This window comes from Kitasatospora sp. NPDC056184 (assembly GCF_042268405.1).
Classification (GTDB): Bacteria; Actinomycetota; Actinomycetes; order Streptomycetales; family Streptomycetaceae; genus Kitasatospora.
In genome coordinates this window covers 110,264-126,965 of record NZ_JBHJUI010000021.1, presented here as the reverse complement: position 1 = coordinate 126,965, position 16,702 = coordinate 110,264, and the positions used below count along the sequence as shown (strand labels likewise).

16 protein-coding genes and 2 tRNA genes are annotated in these 16,702 nt (G+C 73.9%); 3 read left to right on the top strand and 15 right to left on the bottom strand.

The features are described from left to right. Nucleotides 1-64: 64 nt before the first annotated feature. The 8 genes from ACFC0B_RS31655 to ACFC0B_RS31620 form a co-directional block, all read right to left on the bottom strand. Nucleotides 65-1,024, bottom strand: coding sequence for a hypothetical protein (locus ACFC0B_RS31655; protein WP_376093587.1), 960 nt, complete (start codon nucleotides 1,022-1,024; stop codon nucleotides 65-67). Further along, nucleotides 1,014-1,550, bottom strand: coding sequence for a SigE family RNA polymerase sigma factor (locus ACFC0B_RS31650; protein ID WP_376093584.1), 537 nt, complete (start codon nucleotides 1,548-1,550; stop codon nucleotides 1,014-1,016). Before ACFC0B_RS31650 ends, ACFC0B_RS31655 begins: the two co-directional genes overlap by 11 nt. Nucleotides 1,551-1,661: 111 nt before the next feature. After that, on the bottom strand, nucleotides 1,662-2,006 hold the full coding sequence (locus tag ACFC0B_RS31645; protein WP_376093581.1) for a hypothetical protein: 345 nt from the start codon (nucleotides 2,004-2,006) through the stop codon (nucleotides 1,662-1,664). A gap of 153 nt (nucleotides 2,007-2,159) precedes the next feature. Further along, nucleotides 2,160-2,741 (bottom strand): aminoacyl-tRNA hydrolase, encoded by a 582-nt coding sequence (gene pth / locus ACFC0B_RS31640; protein ID WP_376093578.1) that lies wholly within the window; start codon nucleotides 2,739-2,741, stop codon nucleotides 2,160-2,162. Between the two features lie 108 nt (nucleotides 2,742-2,849). Then, entirely contained in the window at nucleotides 2,850-3,440 is a 591-nt protein-coding gene (locus ACFC0B_RS31635) for a 50S ribosomal protein L25/general stress protein Ctc (protein ID WP_376093575.1), read from the bottom strand. A gap of 284 nt (nucleotides 3,441-3,724) precedes the next feature. Continuing rightward, a complete protein-coding gene (locus tag ACFC0B_RS31630; RefSeq protein WP_376093572.1) occupies nucleotides 3,725-4,702 on the bottom strand; it encodes a ribose-phosphate diphosphokinase in 978 nt (325 codons plus the stop codon). Nucleotides 4,703-4,905: 203 nt separating this feature from the next. Further along, the gene (gene glmU / locus ACFC0B_RS31625; protein WP_376093569.1) at nucleotides 4,906-6,375 is read right to left on the bottom strand and encodes a bifunctional UDP-N-acetylglucosamine diphosphorylase/glucosamine-1-phosphate N-acetyltransferase GlmU; all 1,470 of its coding nucleotides are present in this window, start codon (nucleotides 6,373-6,375) and stop codon (nucleotides 4,906-4,908) included. A gap of 172 nt (nucleotides 6,376-6,547) precedes the next feature. Next, nucleotides 6,548-6,621 (bottom strand) — tRNA-Gln (locus ACFC0B_RS31620). A 242-nt stretch (nucleotides 6,622-6,863) separates the two neighbouring features. Between ACFC0B_RS31620 and ACFC0B_RS31615 the strand changes: the two genes are divergently transcribed. After that, nucleotides 6,864-7,943, top strand: a complete 1,080-nt coding sequence (locus ACFC0B_RS31615) for an acyl-CoA desaturase (protein ID WP_376093566.1) — start codon at nucleotides 6,864-6,866, stop codon at nucleotides 7,941-7,943. 173 nt (nucleotides 7,944-8,116) lie between these two features. Continuing rightward, nucleotides 8,117-8,719, top strand: a complete 603-nt coding sequence (locus tag ACFC0B_RS31610) for a TetR/AcrR family transcriptional regulator (RefSeq protein ID WP_350551889.1) — start codon at nucleotides 8,117-8,119, stop codon at nucleotides 8,717-8,719. 98 nt (nucleotides 8,720-8,817) lie between these two features. On the opposite strand, the gene ACFC0B_RS31605 is transcribed toward ACFC0B_RS31610, so the two are convergent. Then, entirely contained in the window at nucleotides 8,818-9,612 is a 795-nt protein-coding gene (locus ACFC0B_RS31605) for a methyltransferase domain-containing protein (protein ID WP_376093563.1), read from the bottom strand. Nucleotides 9,613-9,722: 110 nt separating this feature from the next. On the opposite strand from ACFC0B_RS31605, the gene ACFC0B_RS31600 reads away from it, so the two are divergent. Then, complete coding sequence (locus tag ACFC0B_RS31600; protein ID WP_320435994.1) at nucleotides 9,723-10,217, top strand: MarR family transcriptional regulator; 495 nt, start codon at nucleotides 9,723-9,725, stop codon at nucleotides 10,215-10,217. Nucleotides 10,218-10,242: 25 nt separating this feature from the next. Here ACFC0B_RS31600 and ACFC0B_RS31595 read toward each other — a convergent pair whose 3' ends face one another. The 6 genes from ACFC0B_RS31595 to ACFC0B_RS31570 form a co-directional block, all read right to left on the bottom strand. Then, on the bottom strand, nucleotides 10,243-11,871 hold the full coding sequence (locus ACFC0B_RS31595) for a polysaccharide biosynthesis protein (RefSeq protein WP_376093559.1): 1,629 nt from the start codon (nucleotides 11,869-11,871) through the stop codon (nucleotides 10,243-10,245). An 86-nt stretch (nucleotides 11,872-11,957) separates the two neighbouring features. Beyond that, nucleotides 11,958-12,956, bottom strand: coding sequence for a LuxR C-terminal-related transcriptional regulator (locus tag ACFC0B_RS31590; RefSeq protein WP_376093556.1), 999 nt, complete (start codon nucleotides 12,954-12,956; stop codon nucleotides 11,958-11,960). A gap of 311 nt (nucleotides 12,957-13,267) precedes the next feature. Beyond that, on the bottom strand, nucleotides 13,268-14,230 hold the full coding sequence (galE, locus tag ACFC0B_RS31585; protein ID WP_376093553.1) for a UDP-glucose 4-epimerase GalE: 963 nt from the start codon (nucleotides 14,228-14,230) through the stop codon (nucleotides 13,268-13,270). A 148-nt stretch (nucleotides 14,231-14,378) separates the two neighbouring features. Further along, nucleotides 14,379-15,047 carry a LuxR C-terminal-related transcriptional regulator gene (locus tag ACFC0B_RS31580; protein WP_376093551.1) on the bottom strand — a complete coding sequence of 223 codons (669 nt, stop codon included), beginning with the start codon at nucleotides 15,045-15,047 and terminating at the stop codon, nucleotides 14,379-14,381. Between the two features lie 181 nt (nucleotides 15,048-15,228). Next, nucleotides 15,229-15,301 (bottom strand) — tRNA-Thr (locus tag ACFC0B_RS31575). A 64-nt stretch (nucleotides 15,302-15,365) separates the two neighbouring features. After that, on the bottom strand, nucleotides 15,366-16,700 hold the full coding sequence (locus ACFC0B_RS31570) for an MFS transporter (RefSeq protein WP_376093549.1): 1,335 nt from the start codon (nucleotides 16,698-16,700) through the stop codon (nucleotides 15,366-15,368). Nucleotides 16,701-16,702: the final 2 nt, after the last annotated feature.

Below are 16,702 nucleotides of genomic sequence, written 5' to 3'. Positions count from 1 at the left end.
CTGACCGGGACACCACAGGGCCCCGCGGCGTGCGAGCACGCCGCGGGGCCCTCCCCCGTACCGGTCAGCGGACCGGCCGCACTTCGATGACCTCCGCGCCGTAGCGGGCCAGGACGTCGGCCCGGGCGGCGTCCGCCTGGCCGGTGGACACCGACACCCCGGTCCCGTCCTCGGAGATCCGGACATCCTGGACGGTCACCCCCCGGGCCGCCCAGTAGTCGCGGTCGGTCTCCTTGATCCGGGCCGCCAACTCCACGAAGTGCCTGCGCGGGGACGGCACGTCCGTGAAGCGGATCGTCACCCCGAAGTGCGGGACGGTGTCCAGCACCTTCCGGTCGAGGTCGCCCCCCGGCACCCGCAGCACCCACAGCTCGGCGGTCAGCAGGTCGACGCAGGTCCCGAAGTACTGGTCCGGGTACTCCGTCGCGACGAGCTGCCTGACGTCGAACTGCACCTCGCCCACATGGCGGTTCACCTGCCCGCCGCTGGTGCTCGACGAGGGCTCCGGCGACGTGATCGGCGAGCGCGGCGGTGGCGGCGTCCAGTCCGACGGCGTCGGACTGTTCATCTCCGCCCAGCGCAGCAGCCGCAGCGAGGCCGGCCCCTCCGGACAGCCCGACAGCGGCCCCAGGAGGTCGGGCCCCGAGGACGAGGGCGAGGCCGTCGGCAGCCCGGAGGACAGCCGCCCGGCGCCCGCCGACGGCACCGGCACGCCGCCCAGGTCCGACGAACGCACCCGGGTCGGGCTCAGCCCCGCCGGGCCCGCCGGGCCCGCCGCCCCGGCCCCACCGCCCCCGCCGAGCTGCGTCACCACCCCGAGGCCCAGCGCCAGCACGGCGACCCCCGCGGCCGACTGCGCCGCGAACCGCTGCCGGGTCCGGCGCCGGCCGGCCTCCCGCAGCAGGGCCAGCGGCGGGCTGCCGCCGACCGCCTCCGCCCGTGCGCCGAGCCGGACCACCAGCTCCCGCTCGAACGCGTCCGCGCCGTCTCCCCCCGGCCCTGCGCCTCTCTCCTCAGCCGTCATGACCCACCATCTCCTTCACGGGTGCCAGCTCCTGCCGAAGCGTCCTCATCGCACGGGCCAGGTGGGTCTTGGCCGTCGCCGTGGAGCAGCCGAGTTCCTCGGCCACCTGGGCCACCGACAGGTCCGCGTAGTACCGGAGCACCACCGCCGTCCGCTGACGGGGCGGCAGTGCCCGCAGCACCCTCTCCAGTTCCTCGTCCCGGGTGGCCGCCGCGGCCGCCGGGAAGTCCGGCAGCAGCGGCGTCAGCACCTCACGGCGGGTCCGCCGCCACCGCGACACGTGGGTGCGCACCATGGCCCGGCGGACGTACGCCTCGGCCGCGCCCGGTTCACGGATCGCCCCGCGCCGCACGTACACCCGGGACAGGGCGTCGTGCAGCAGGTCCCGGGCGTCGTGGACGTCCCCCGTGATCAGGAAGGCGCCGCGGAGCAGGGCCTGGTACCGCGCCGAGACGAACTCGTCGAACGGGTCGTCCTGCCGGGTGCCCCCGGCGGGGCCCCCCGACCGCATCGATTCGCGCTTCATGCCCACCAGACGCACCGGAGGACGGAAACGGGTGACACGCCCGGCGGGAAAAACCGGAGGGGCCGGGGACCGATCAGCTCGGTCCCCGGCCCCTCCGCCACACCTCCGGCGTCACTCCGCCGCGTCGCCCGAGCGGTGGCGCTTGACCCACAGGGCCGCGCCGCCGGCCGCCACGACCAGCCCGCCGCCGACGGCCAGCAGGCCGGCGTCGCCGCCGACCGAGCTGCCGAGCACCGGGCCGAGCTGCGCCGAGACGGGCTCCGGGGACACCACACCCGGATCGGGCTCCGCGACCGAGTCCGCGTGCGCCGCACCGGCCGCGCCCAGCAGCACCCCGGCCGCACCGAGCGCGCCCGCGGTCCCCAGCACACCCGCCGTGCCCACCCGTCGTCCGAGCTTCCTCAGCCGCACCACCCGGATCCGCCGAAGGCGCCGGACCGGCCGCAGACTCCGCATCGAGAACTCCCCAACTCGTTCGCGTACTGCCCCGACGCTATCCGATCCGCACAGATTTCTCACAGGTATTCAGGTTTGGCCACCCAAGAGTTGCACGACCGTTGCGCGGCCGGACCACCGCCCTTCCCCCGGAGGTGAAGTCCTGGCCCCGGATCAGGAGTTGTACGTCGACTGGGCCCGCTCCAGGCCCTCGGAGAGCAGCGCCTCCACCGCGTCCGCCGAGCGGTCCACGAACCACTCCAGGTCCTTGCGCTCGGTGGCGGAGAAGTCCTTCAGCACGAAGTCCGCGACCTCCATCCGGCCGGGCGGACGGCCGATCCCGCACCGCACCCGGTGGTAGTCCGGGCCGAGCGACTTGGTGATGGACTTCAGCCCGTTGTGCCCGTTGTCGCCGCCGCCCAGCTTCAGCCGCAGGGCCGCGTAGTCGATGTCCAGCTCGTCGTGGACGGCCACCAGGGCGGAGACCGGCGCCTTGTAGAAGTCGCGCAGCGCGGTGACCGGCCCGCCGGAGAGGTTCATGAACGACTGCGGCTTGGCCAGCACCACGCGCCGTCCCGCCAGCCGCCCCTCGGCGACCTGGGCCCGGCTCTTGTGGGCCTTGAACTTCGCGCCCATCCGCTGGGCCAGCAGGTCCACCACCATGAACCCGATGTTGTGCCGGTTCCGGGCGTACTGCTCCCCGGGGTTGCCCAGCCCCACCACCAGCCAGGGGCCTTCGTACGATTCGTCGTTCATCCCACCGCTCCTCGTGGTCATGTTCACCGCCATCATCCCGGACACGCCGCTGCCCCGGCCGCTCCAGCGGGAGCGACCGGGGCAGCGGTCTCAGCGTGCGAGCGAGGCTCAGGCCTCGGCGCCGGCCTCGGCCTCCTCGGCCTCCTCCTCGGCGGGGGCGGCCTGGGCGGCGATGACCTGCAGCACGACGGTGTCGGCCTCGACGGCCAGCGCGACGCCGTTCGGCAGGGCGATGTCCTTGGCGTGGATCGAGGCGCCGGCCTCCAGGCCCTCGACCGAGACGGTGACGGCCTCGGGCAGGTGGGTGGCCTCGGCCTCGATCGGCAGGGCCTGCAGGACGTGCTCCACCAGGTTGCCGCCCGGGGCCAGCTCGCCCTCGGTGTGGACCGGGATCTCGACGGTGACCTTCTCGCCGCGCTTGACCAGCAGCAGGTCGACGTGCTCGATGGTGCGCTTGATGGCCTCGCGCTGGACGGCCTTCGGCAGCACGTACTCGTCCTTGCCCTCGATCGGCACGACCAGCAGGGCGTTCGGGGTCTTCAGGGCCATCATCAGGTCGTGGCCGGGCAGGTTCAGGTGAACCGGCGCGTGGCCGTGGCCGTAGACGACACCGGGGACGAAGCCGGCGCGGCGGGCGCGACGGGCGGCACCCTTGCCGAACTCGGTACGGGTCTCGGCGGCAAGGCGGATCTCGGACACGACTGCACTCCTCGTAAAAGCTGGCGCGGGGGTGCAGGCAACGCGAAAAACCGCCGGGACCACACCCTCATAACTTCGGGGGTCACTCGGCGGCGCAACGACCTCTGCCGGGAGCCGGGGATCCCGGAGCCGGCAGCGCGTCGATCACGGAGCGGGCACCCGCGGAGCGGGCGCACGGCATCCCTCGCCGAGCAGTTTCACGAGTCTAACCGGAGTGGTGGCCTCTCGCGAAATCGGCGGCGGCCCCGGTCCGTGGGAACCGGGGCCGCACGCACGGGGCTTGGTCAGTGCACGCCCTCGAAGAGGCTGGTCACCGAGCCCTCTTCGAACACCTCGCGGATCGCGGCGGCGATGGACGGGGCGATCGACAGCGTGGTGATCTTGTCCAGCTGCAGCGAGGCCGGGGTCGGCAGGGTGTTGGTGAACACGAACTCGCTGACCCGGGAGTTCTTCAGGCGGTCCGCGGCCGGGCCCGAGAGCACGCCGTGGGTGGCGGCCACCAGGACGTCCGCGGCGCCGTTGTCGAACAGCGCGTCGGCGGCGGCGCAGATGGTGCCGGCGGTGTCGATCATGTCGTCGACCAGGACGCAGACCCGGTCCTTGACGTCACCGACGACGTCGGCCGACAGGATGGTGTTGGCCTGGGTGATGTCGCGGCGCTTGTGGATGATCGCCAGCGGGGCGTCCAGCCGGTCGCACCACTGGTCGGCGACCTTGACGCGGCCGGCGTCCGGGGAGACGACGGTGAGCTTGTCGCGGTCGACCCGCTCGCCCACGTAGTCGGCCAGCAGCGGCAGCGCGAACAGGTGGTCCACCGGGCCGTCGAAGAAGCCCTGGATCTGCGCGGTGTGCAGGTCCACGGCCATCAGCCGGTCGGCGCCGGCCTGGCGCAGCAGGTCGGCGACCAGCCGGGCCGAGATGGGCTCGCGGCCCAGGTGCTTCTTGTCCTGGCGGGCGTACCCGTAGAACGGCAGGATCGCGGTGATGCTCCGGGCGGAGGCCCGCTTCAGAGCATCGATCATGATCAGCTGCTCCATGATCCACTGGTTGATGGGAGCCGTGTGGCTCTGCATCACGAAGCAGTCGGCACCGCGGGCCGACTCCAGGAAACGGACGTAGATCTCACCGTTGGCGAAGTCCAGGGCCTTCGTCGGAACCAGCTCGGTCCCCAGCGACTCGGCCACCTCCCTCGCCAGCTCCGGGTGGGCACGGCCGGAGAAGAGCTTCAGCTTCTTCTCGCCCGACGTCGTGATCCCGCTCACTGCCACCGTCTCCTCGCGTTGCTGACGCTGATCCCGTCCGCACCGCGGGCAGGCGGAGGCCTGTCGGCGAGAGGGGTCGGGGGAATTGTCGATACGCCTGGACACGGGCGGTAGGCCCAATGGCGCACGTATGACCCCAAGGTTACGCGCCCGCGCCCGAACCGTCCGCCCCGGGACCGTCCACCGGGCCTCCGCCCGTCCGCTCAGGCCTCCGCCGGGGACTCTCCGGCACGCTCCGTCGCGGCCTCCGCGGCCTGCGCGGACGCGGTCCCCGGGCGCTTGCGCTCGACCCAGCCGGCGATGTTCCGCTGCTGGGCCCGGCCGACCCCGAGGGCGCCGGCCGGAACGTCGTTGGTGATCACCGAGCCGGCCGCGGTGTAGGCGCCGTCGCCCACCGTGACCGGCGCGATGAACATGTTGTCGGATCCGGTACGGCAGTGCGCACCGATCACCGTGCGGTGCTTGTCGACCCCGTCGTAGTTCACGGTCACCGAGGCGGCTCCGACGTTGGTGCCCTCGCCGATCGTGGCGTCGCCGATGTAGGAGAGGTGCGGCACCTTGGCGCCCTCGCCCAGCTCCGAGTTCTTCACCTCGACGTAGGTGCCGACCTTGGCCTTGCGGGCCAGCCTGGCGCCCGGCCGCAGGTACGCGTACGGGCCGGCGGTGGCGAGCTCGCCGACCTCGGCGCGGTCCGCCGTGGTGTTGGTCACACAAGCCCCGGCGCCGATCCGGGTGTCCTTGATCGTCGAGTTCGGGCCGACCTCGCAGCCCTCGCCGAGGTGGGTGGCGCCCTGCAGCTGGGTGTTCGGCAGCACCACCGCGTCCGGCTCGTAGGAGACCTGGACGTCGAACCAGGTGGTCGCCGGGTCCACCACGGTCACGCCGGCCCGCATCGCCCGCTCCAGCAGCCGGTCGTTCAGCAGCCGGCGGGCGGTCGCGAGCTGCACCCGGTCGTTGATGCCGAGGATGTCCCGGTAGTCGGCCGCGACCACGGCGCCCACCCGGTGCCCGGCCCGGCGCAGGATCTCCAGGGTGTCGGTCAGGTACTCCTCGCCCTGCGCGTTGTCCGTGGTGACCTCGGCGAGCGCGCCCACCAGCAGCTTGGCGTCGAAGGCGAACACGCCGGAGTTGATCTCGCCGATCGCCCGCTGGGCGTCCGAGGCGTCCTTCTCCTCGACGATCGCCGCGACCGCGCCGTCCGCCTCGTCGCGCAGGATCCGCCCGTAGCCGAACGGGTCCGGCACCACCGCGGTCAGCACGGTCACGCCGTTGCCCTGCTCGGCGTGCGCCCCGGCCAGCGCGCTCAGCGTCCCGCCGGTCAGCAGCGGCGCGTCGCCGGTGGTGACGATCACGGTGCCGTCCAGCTCGATCCCGTCGGCCGCCAGCGCCTCCAGCGCGGTGCGCACGGCGTGCCCGGTGCCGTTCTGCTCCTCCTGGACCACGGCACGGGCGCCCGGGTGATGCGCCGCCAGGTGCTCGGCCACCTTCTCCCGCAGGTGCCCGATCACCACGACCAGCTGGTCCGGCGTCAACTCCTCCGCCGCCGCCACCGCGTGGCCGACCAGCGACCGCCCGCACACCTCGTGCAGCACCTTGGGGAGGCTGTTCGACTTCATCCTGGTCCCGCCACCGGCGGCGAGCACGACAACGGCGGCAGGCGAATTGGCACTCACGGGGGGAGGCTCCTCATTCGGTTACACGGGGAGGGCAGAGCGGCCAGTGGCGGGACCCGCACGTCAGCGCCCTGGCCGCTTCGAGGATAGTGCGCGGAGCAATTCCGCTCCTCCGGCCCCGGGAGCCGTCGCGCAGACCTCGCGAACCGGCCCGGGCCGACCGGCCCGAAGATGGCTCCCGGAGGAGGATTCGAACCCCCATAAGCTGGACCAAAACCAGCTGTCCTGCCCTTAGACGATCCGGGACCGGCGCATTGGCTCCCGTTCCCGGGGACGCGCTCCGCCAAGACTACGGGGTATGGGCCGTCACATCTACCTCCTCGCCCCTGCCCACCGGGGCCCCGACCGGGATCCCGGCGTCATCCATCCAGTCGGGTGAATTCACTCAAGCGCCGCCCGGTCGCGTATTCCCTCGGCGCCGAACCGCAACCTACGATTCCGTAGGTTACGCGAACGTAGCCTCCGTCCTCTCCCCTCAAGGGACGCCCATGACCATCCAGGCCGGCGAGGCGCACGCCGATTCCGCGCGCCCCCTCGACTCCTCCGCCCCCGGATCCGACACCCCCGACCCGACCGCCCCCGCCGCCACCGACGCCACTGCCGCCCCCGCCGTCGACGCCGCCACCGGCGTCGCCCCGGACGCCGGGGACGAGCCGAAGCTGTTCTCCGCCACCCGCGGCGGCGAGCGGCAGGGCCCCGCCGAGCGGATCGCGCTCGCGCTGTTCATCGCCGTGCCCTTCGCCGCCCTGCTCGCCGCCGTCCCGGTGGCCTGGGGGTGGGGGCTCGGCTGGACCGACCTCGCGATCGCCACCGCCATGTACTTCCTCACCTGCCACGGCATCACCGTCGGCTACCACCGCTACTTCACCCACGGCGCCTTCAAGGCCAACCGCCCGCTGCGGCTCGCCCTCGCGGTGGCCGGCTCGCTGGCGATCGAGGGCCCGCTGGTGCGCTGGGTCGCCGACCACCGCAAGCACCACCGGTTCAGCGACAAGGACGGCGACCCGCACTCGCCCTGGCGCTACGGCGAGACCGTCCCCGCCCTCCTCAAGGGCCTGTGGTGGGCCCACATGGGCTGGCTCTTCGACGAGGAGCAGACCCCGCAGCTCAAGTACGCGCCGGACCTCGTCCGCGACCCGGCCATGCGGCGGATCTCCCGGCTGTTCTGGCTCTGGACCGCCCTGTCGATGCTGCTGCCGCCGCTGGTCGGCGGGCTGGTCACGCTCTCCTGGCAGGGCGCGCTGTCCGCCTTCTTCTGGGGCTCGCTGGTCCGGGTGGCGCTGCTGCACCACGTCACCTGGTCGATCAACTCGATCTGCCACGCGGTCGGCCGCCGGCCGTTCCGCTCCCGGGACCGCTCGGGCAACGTCTGGTGGCTGGCCGTGCTCTCCTGCGGCGAGTCCTGGCACAACCTGCACCACGCCGACCCCACCTCGGCCCGGCACGGCGTCCTGCCCGGCCAGATCGACTCCTCGGCCCGGCTGATCCGCTGGTTCGAGCTGGCGGGCTGGGTCCGGGACGTCCGCTGGCCGGACGCGCAGCGGATCGCCGCCCGCCGCGCCGCATGAGGGCGCACCTGCAGCATGATGTAGGGGTGAACGGGAGCAGCGCAGACAGCACAGGCGGCCACCAGAGCACGCGGACGGACGCGGCGCCCGGTCCGGCGCAGGCCCGTCCGCGTGCCGCCGCCGGGCCGGACGGCGCTGCGCCGGCGCCGCGCCGGCGGGGTGGCCGGGTGCGGATGACCGGCAAGCAGCGCCGGGAGCAGCTGCTGGAGATCGGCCGCACGGTGTTCGCCGAGCGCGGCTACGACGGCACCTCGGTGGAGGAGATCGCCGAGCGGGCCGGGGTGTCCAAGCCGGTGGTGTACGAGCACTTCGGCGGCAAGGAGGGGCTGTACGCGGTGGTCGTCGACCGCGAGATGCAGCTGCTGCTCGACATGGTCACGGGGGCGCTGACCGGGGGGCACTCGCGCGAGCTGCTGGAGCAGGCGGCGTTCGCGCTGATGGACTACATCGACACCTCGACGGACGGCTTCCGGATCCTGGTCCGGGACTCCCCGGTGGCCCAGTCCACCGGCACCTTCGCCTCGCTGATCAGCGACATCGCGACCCAGGTGGAGGACATCCTGGGCCTGGAGTTCAAGGCGCGCGGCTTCGACGCGCGGCTCGCCCCGATGTACTCGCAGATGCTGGTGGGGATGGTCGCGCTGACCGGCCAGTGGTGGCTGGAGGTGCGCAAGCCGGAGAAGGCCGAGGTGGCCGCCCACCTGGTGAACCTGGCCTGGCACGGCCTGGAGGGCATGGAGCGGCACCCCAAGCTGGTCGGCGAGCGCAAGGCCTGACGGCTCTGGGGCGCCACCGCCCCGGGGCCGCTTCACGTCGGCCTCGCACCGGCCTCACGCCGGCCTCGCACCGGCCTCACGCCGGCCTCGCACCGGCCTCACGCCTGCTTCACGCCGACGGCGAAGATCCGGCGGAACGGGAAGACGGTGCCGTGCGGCCCGGCCGGGTAGGCCTCGCGCAGCAGCGCCCCGTACTCGGCGAGGAAGGCGGCCCGCTCGGCGCCGTGGCCGAGCCGGGTGAGGACGGGCCGCAGGGCGGTGCCCTTGACCCACTCCAGCACCGGGTCCGGCCCGCCGAGCAGGGTGCTGTAGGTGGTCTCCCAGACGTCGACGGCGCAGCCCGCGCCGGCCAGCGCGTCCAGGTACGCGCCGGGCTCGTGGACGCCGGACCGGGCGGCGTCCTCGCCGAGGACGGCCCGCCAGCGGCGGCTGCCGCGCAGCTCGGCGAGCGCGGTGTGGCTGGGCGAGCCGAAGTTGCCGGGCACCTGGAAGGCGATCACCCCGCCGGGCCGGAGCGCCGCCGCCCAGCGCGGCAGGAGCGCGAGGTGCCCGGGCAGCCACTGGAGCGTCGCGTTGGAGACGATCGCGTCCGGCGCCGCCCCGGCCGGGTCGTGGTCGGCGGCGTCGGCGAGCAGGTAGTCGGCGGTGGGCTCGCCCTCGGCGCGGGCGGCGGCGAGCATCTCGGCGGAGTTGTCGATCCCGGTGATCCGGCCGGCGGGCCAGCGTTCGCGCAGGACGGCGGTGGAGTTGCCGGGTCCGCAGCCGATGTCGAGAACGGTCGGGGCCGGTTCGTGCGGGAGGGCGGGGACCCGGGCGAGCAGGTCGCGCAGCGGACGGGTCCGTTCGTCGGCGAAGCGCAGGTACTGCGCGGGGTCCCAGACGGGGGCGGTCATGATCGGCCTCGCAAGTATCTCGACATCAAGATATCCATGCCAGCTTCGGGACTGGATTTCTCGATGTCAAGAGACTTCACATCGACAGAACCCCCGATACACTGATCGCCATGGAGGACGAGGTCGATCGGCTGGTCGCAGCATGGCGCAGAGAGCGCCCCGACCTCGACGTGGAGCCGCTCGAAGTGCTCAGCCGGGTCAGCCGGCTCGCCCGCCACCTCGACCGCGCCCGCCGGACCGCCTTCGCCGAGCACGGGCTGGAGCCCTGGGAGTTCGACGTGCTGACCGCGCTGCGGCGGGCCGGCTCGCCGTACCAGCTCTCCCCCGGCCAGCTGCTCACCCAGACCCTGGTCACCTCCGGCACCATGACCAACCGGATCGACCGGCTCACCGGCAAGGGCCTGGTCAAGCGGCTTCCCGACCCGGACGACCGGCGCGGCGTCCTCGTCCGGCTCACCGACGACGGGCGCGACCGCGCCGACCAGGCGCTCGCCGGGCTGCTCGCGCACGAGCGCGAGCTGCTCGCCCAGCTGACCTCCGCCCAGCAGGGCGAGCTCGCCGGCCTGCTGCGGCAGCTGGTCGCTCCCTTCGACAACATCCCGTAGCCGCGCCGCGGCACGGGACCCGCCCTCAGAACCCGTCCGGGTACGGCGTGCTCAGCGCCGGCACCGGGGCGGGCAGGGGCTCCGGCGTCCGGTAGCCCGGCAGCAGTTCGGCCAGCCGGCGGCGCACCTCGTCGTCGCTGTTCACCGCCGCCGCCCCGTACAGTCCGGTCAGCCCGCCCGCCAGGTCCTCCGGCCCGGCCGCGGCGTCCGCGAGGGTGGCGTAGATCCGCGCGTGCTCGGTCGGCAGCCGCTCCTCGCCCTCCGAGAACAGCGCCTCGTTGAGCTTCTCCCCGGCCCGCAGCCCGGTGTAGCGGATCTCCACCTCGTCCCTGGCCAGCTGCACCTGCTCGGCGAAGTTGTGCACCAGGTCGACGATCCGCACCGGCTCCCCCATGTCCAGCACGAACACCTCGCCGCCGTGCGCCATCCGGCCGGACTCCAGCACCAGGCCGACGGCCTCCTCGATGGTCATGAAGAACCGGGTGACGTCGGGGTGGGTGACCGTCACCGGGCCGCCGCTGCGCAGCTGCTCGGCCAGCACCGAGAGCAGCGAGCCGCGCGAGCCCAGGACATTGCCGAACCGCACCGCCGAGAACACCCCGGTGCCCAGGTTGCGGGCGTCCCGGGCGTTCGCCTGGACGATCAGCTCGGCCAGCCGCTTGCTGGCGCCGAGCACCGAGGTCGGGTCGGCCGCCTTGTCGGTGGAGATCAGCACGAACCGCTCGACGCCGGTGGCCAGCGCCGCCTCCACCAGGTGGTCGGTGCCCAGCACATTGGACTTCACCGCCTCGCTGGGGTGGCGCTCCAGCAGCGGCAGGTGCTTGTGGGCGGCGGCGTGGAAGACCACCTCGGGCTTGAGGTCGCGGAAGATCTGCTGGATCCGCGGCCGGTCCCGGATGTCGGCGATCACCAGCGACTCGTCGGTGAGCAGCGCCTCGCCCCAGATCTCCAGCTGCAGCCGGTGCAGATTGGACTCGTCGTGGTCGAGCATGTAGAGCGCGCTGGGGTTGAACGCGTGGACCTGGCGGCAGAGTTCGCTGCCGATCGAGCCGCCGGCGCCGGTCACCAGCACCCGCCGGCCCTCGATCACGTCCCGGACGTCGGCGGAGACGACGTGCACCTCGTGCCGGCCGATCAGCCGGTTGACGTCCAGGCTGCGCATGTCGGAGCCGACCACCTCGCGGCGCAGCGCGGCGAGGAAGGACGGCAGGTAGCGGACGGCGGCGCCGGCCGCGGCGGCGGCGGTGGCCAGCGCGCGGACCCGCTGCGGGGCGAGCCCGGGGATGGCCAGCGCGACGACCTGGGCGCGGTGCTCGACCGCCAGCGCGGTCAGCTCGGCCAGCGTGCCGAGCACCGGGACGGCGTCCACCGCCTGGCCGGCCTTGGCCGGGTCGTCGTCGAGCAGGCCGATCGGGGCGAGGCCGAACTCCGGGGCCCGGCCGAGGTCGCGCACCAGCGCGGTGCCGGCCGCCCCGGCGCCGACCACCAGGGTGCGCAGGCCCGTCGGCGGCGCGGCGGGGCTGCCGGAGGCCGGATCGGACGGGCCGGACGGTGCGTCCGGCCGCGGGCCCGGGGCGCTCGCGGCCTCGTTCGCGCCCTCCTTCGCGCCCTGCGGGGCCGGGTGCGGGCGTGCGGAAGTGCTGTGCGGCGACATCTGTCCTCCGGAGTTCCCTGACCTGACGGACCTGAGCCGACCGGGGACGGCCCCGGGCCGGTACCTGGGTGTGACGGACGGGCGGATCAGCCGGCGCCGGGAGAGGTGGACGTGGCGACGGACGGCGGGGCGGCGGGAGCCGCGAGTTCGGACGGGCTGACGCCGGCCCGGCGGGCCACCGCGACGGCGGCCAGGGTGGAGTGCACCCCGAGCTTGCCGAGGACGTTCTGCATGTGCGTACGGACGGTGTGCGGGGAGAGGTAGAGCCGCTCGGCGACGGCCTGCCGGCCGAGGCCCGCGACCATGCAGCGCAGGATCTGCTTCTCCCGCGGGGTGAGCGTGTCGACCAGGCGCTCGCTCTCGGTGCGGTCCCGGCGGGCCGTGGTGAGCTCGCGGATCACGCCGGTGAGCAGGGCGGGCGGCAGATGGGTCTCGTCCCGCAGCACGCCCCGGATCACCGCCAGCAGGCGGGCCAGCGAACTCTCCTTGGCCACCCAGCCGGTGGCGCCGGCGTGCAGGGCGCGGGCGGCCCGCTGCGGGTCGTCGGCGGTGGCCAGGACGATCGCCCGCAGGCCGGGGTGGTGGCGGCGGATCCGGGCCAGCAGGGTGATGCCGTCGGGAACCGGGGCGGTGGACGGCGCGGCCGCCGGGGGCGCCTGGGCGGCGGACGGGGTCGCCGTCGCCGGGTACGGCTCCGCCGGGTACGGGCCGGACTGGCGCGCGGCCGGGTAGCGGGCCGCCCCGCCGGGGATCGCGGACGGACCGGCGGACGGGACCGCCGGCGGACGGCGGGGCGACGGCACGCTCGGCGCCGGGCGGCGGCGCTGCGCGTCCGGCGGCTCGGCGCCCGGCTGGCGGGGCTTGCGCGCGGCCGCGGACCCGCCCTCGGCCACTCCGAGATCGGCGTCCACCAGGACGACGTCGAACGCCCGTCCCTCGGTGGCGGCGCGCTCCAGCGCGCGGTCCGCGGCGGCCGCGCTGCCCGCCGCGCCGACCTCGACGTCGGGCTCGGCGGCGAGCGCCGCGGCCAGTGCCTCGGCGAAGATCCGGTGGTCGTCGACCACCAGGACGCGGATCCGCCCCATCGTCACTTCCCCCCTGCTCAGCTCCGGACCGCGTCCGGGACGGCGCTTCACGTCCCGCCGCCGCCGTCCGGGCGCTCCTGCGCCGACCGCCTCCCGGATACCCGGAAGCGCCTGGGTACCGGCCCCCACCGGTACCGGAATCAGCGTACGGGGTGGGCGCTGGCTCGGTGGGGGTTTGGTGAAGTTTCGTCAGGAGGTGCGAAATTGGCGTGACTTGATACCTCGCCGCAGTCCTTCCCGCGGCCGTAGGAACGCCGGAGCGCCGCCCCGTCCGGACGGAGCGGCGCTCGGCGGGTGCCGGAGGGGCGGGCCTACCGGCCGTTCTTCTCCAGCGTGAACTTCCAGGCGTCGGCGACGATGTCGTCCAGGTTCGGACGGCGCGGGGTCCAGCCCAGCTCCTGGCGGGCGCGCTCGGCGGAGGCCACCAGCACGGCCGGGTCGCCGGCGCGGCGGCCGGAGACCACCACCGGGATCTCCCGGCCGGTCACGCGCTTGACCGACTCGATCACCTCGTGGACCGAGAAGCCGCTGCCGTTGCCCAGGTTGCAGATCAGGTGCTCGCCCGGCTTGGCGGCGTCCAGCGCCAGCAGGTGCGCGTCGGCCAGGTCCGCGACGTGGATGTAGTCGCGGATGCAGGTGCCGTCCGGGGTCGGGTAGTCGTCGCCGTACACCGCGATGTGCTCGCGCTGACCGAGGGCCGCCTGGAACACCAGCGGGATCAGGTGCGACTCCGGGTCGTGCCGCTCGCCGTACGCGCCGTACGCGCCGGCCACGTTGAAGTAGCGCAGCGAGACGGCGGCCAGGCCGTGGGCGACGGCCTCGCTGGTGATCAGGTGGTCCACGGCCAGCTTGGTGGCGCCGTAGGTGTTGGTCGGCGCGGTGCGGGCCGTCTCGGCGATCGGCACGGACTCCGGCTCGCCGTAGGTGGCGGCGGTCGACGAGAACACCAGCTTGCGCACGCCCGCCGCGCGCATCGCGCTGATCAGCTCCAGCGAGCCGGCCACGTTGTTGCGCCAGTACTTCTCCGGGTCCGCGACGGACTCGCCGACCTGCGAGGAGGCGGCGAAGTGCAGCACGCCGTCGAAGGAGCCGTCCAGGACCTCGCCGGCCTCCTGGATCCGGCCCTCGACGAACTCCGCACCGGCCGGCACGCCCTCGCGGAAGCCGGTCGAGAGGTCGTCCAGGACGGTCACCTGGTGTCCCGCCTCCAGCAGGTGGGCGGCGACCACACTGCCGACATAGCCGGCGCCACCCGTGACCAGGTACTTACTCATGATGCGACCTCCAGCGGGCGATGGACCGCCGTCGGCGGACCATCGGGGACGTACGTACGACTGCGGCTATTCTCCCTGGCCGCCGGGGGTGCTCCGAACCACCCCGCGGGCCGCTCCCGGCGCCGTCCGCCTGCCCGTCGCCCGCCCGTCAGCCGCGCGCCATCCGCTCCAGCAGACCGGTGCGCGCCGCCACCGCCGCCGCCTCCAGCCGGGTCCGCGCGCCGAGCTTCATCAGCACCCGCTGGACGTGCGTGCGGGCCGTGCTCGCCGCGATCCGCATCCCCGCCGCGATCGCCGCGGTGTCCTCGCCGTCCGCGATCCGCGCCAGCACCTGGACCTCCCGCCGGGTCAGCAGCCGCAGCAGCCGCAGCGCCTCGTCGTCCGGCTCGGCCGCCGGTCTCAGCAGCTGGTCGAACGCGCCCCGCAGCACCTCCACCGCGACCGCCGCCTCACCCGCCCGGGCCCGCGCGATCGCCCGCTCGACCACCTCGATCCGCTCGTCGCTCGGCACGTACCCGGCCGCGCCCGAGGCGAACGCCCCCGCCACGCCCCGCAGTTCGCCGACCGGACCGAGTACGATCACGGCCACCTCGGGCCGCTCCCGGCGGATCCGCCGCAGCCCGTCGAACGCCCCCGGCTCACCCGGCGCGGCCACCCCCAGCAGACACACCTCCGGCCGCCGGCCCGCCACGAGTTCGGCCGCCGACGAAGCCGGCGACCCCACCGCGAGCACCCGGTGACCGCGCAGCTGGAGCGCGGTGGCCAGCGCCTCCGCCAACAGCCGGTGGTCGTCCACCACGACGAGGCGAACACCCATGAGACCCCTCCAGGTCGGCGTCCCGCCCGCAGCCCCGCCCGGCTGAGGAAGGCGGCCGATGACGCACCATCAGAGCGCATTCCGTACCCGACCTGCCAGACCGTCTCACCGGACCGTCTCACCACCCGATCGTGCGGGCACAACGAAAAGGACCCCCGCCCTGAGGCGAGGGTCCCGACCGAGCCCCCATGCGGAATCGAACCGCAGACCTTCTCCTTACCATGGAGACGCTCTACCGACTGAGCTATAGGGGCTTGTTCCCTGTTCGCGCTCCCGGCTTCGCTTCCGCTCCACCCGCTCGCTCGAACAAGGAAGACACTACACGGCCGGGGGTCCGATTGGGAAATCGGTTCCGGCGGCCCGGCCGCGCAGCGCGCCCGACGCCGCGAGGTCCGTTCCGCTGGTCTCCGGCAGCAGTCGCAGGCAGACCAGCGCCACCACTCCCCACACCGCCAGGTACCAGCCGACCGGCTCCGCCGTCCCGTACGCCTCGGTCAGCCTGGTCGCGATCAGCGGGGTCGTCGCCCCGCCCACCACCCCGCCCAGGTTGTACGTCAGCGCCGCCCCCGTGTAGCGCACCCGGGTCGGGAACAGCTCCGGCAGGAAGGCCGCCAGCGGCCCCAGCAGGCACCCCAGCACCACCATCGCGCCCGCCAGCGCCAGGAACATCAGCCCGCGCCGCTCCGTCTCCAGCAGCGGGAACAGCACCAGCCCCCACGCCGCCGCCAGCCCCGTCGCCCCCTGCAGCGTCCGCCGCCGCCCCCACTCGTCACTGCGCCGCGCGCTCAGCCACACCGTCACCGCCTTGCCCCCCGCACCGGCCAGCAGCATCGACAGCACCACCGTGCTCGGCACCCCGAGCCCCGTCGTCGCGTACGCCAGCGCGTAGGTGGTGGTCAGGTAGAACAGCGCGTACCCCACCGTGATCGCCCCGCAGCCCACCAGCACCGTCCGCCAGTGCCCGCGCAGCACCTCCACCACCGGTGCCCGCTCGGCCCCGGTCCGCACCTCGCCCCGGAACAGCGGCGTCTCCTCCAGCCGCAGCCGTACGAACAGCCCCACCGCCACCAGCGCCAACGACGCCAGGAACGGCACCCGCCAGCCCCAGGACCGGAACGCCTCCTCGTCCAGCCGGAGTTGCAGCGCCAGGAACACCCCGTTGGCCAGCACGAACCCGGTCGTCGGCCCCAACTGCAGATACGCCCCGTACCGCCCCCGCTGCCCCGCCGGCGCGTTCTCCGCCACCAGCAGCGCCGCGCCGCCCCACTCGCCGCCCAGCCCGACCCCCTGGAACACCCGCAGCACCACCAGCACCACCGGCGCCCACCACCCCCACGCCGCGAAGCCCGGCAGCACCCCCACCGCCGCCGTCGACAGCCCCATCAGCAGCAGCGACACCACCAGCGTCGTCTTGCGCCCCAGCCGGTCCCCGAAGTGCCCGAACAGCACCGCCCCCAGCGGCCGCGCCAGGAACGCCACCGCGTACACCGAGAACGCCGCCAACAGCGCCCCAACCGTTCCCAGTTCGGGAAAGAAGACCTCACCGAAGACGAGCGCCGCGGCCGTCCCGTAGATGAAGAAGTCGTAGAACTCGATCGCCGTACCGATCAGCGCCGCCGCAGCGGCCCGCCGCATCTGCCCCGTCGCACCCATAC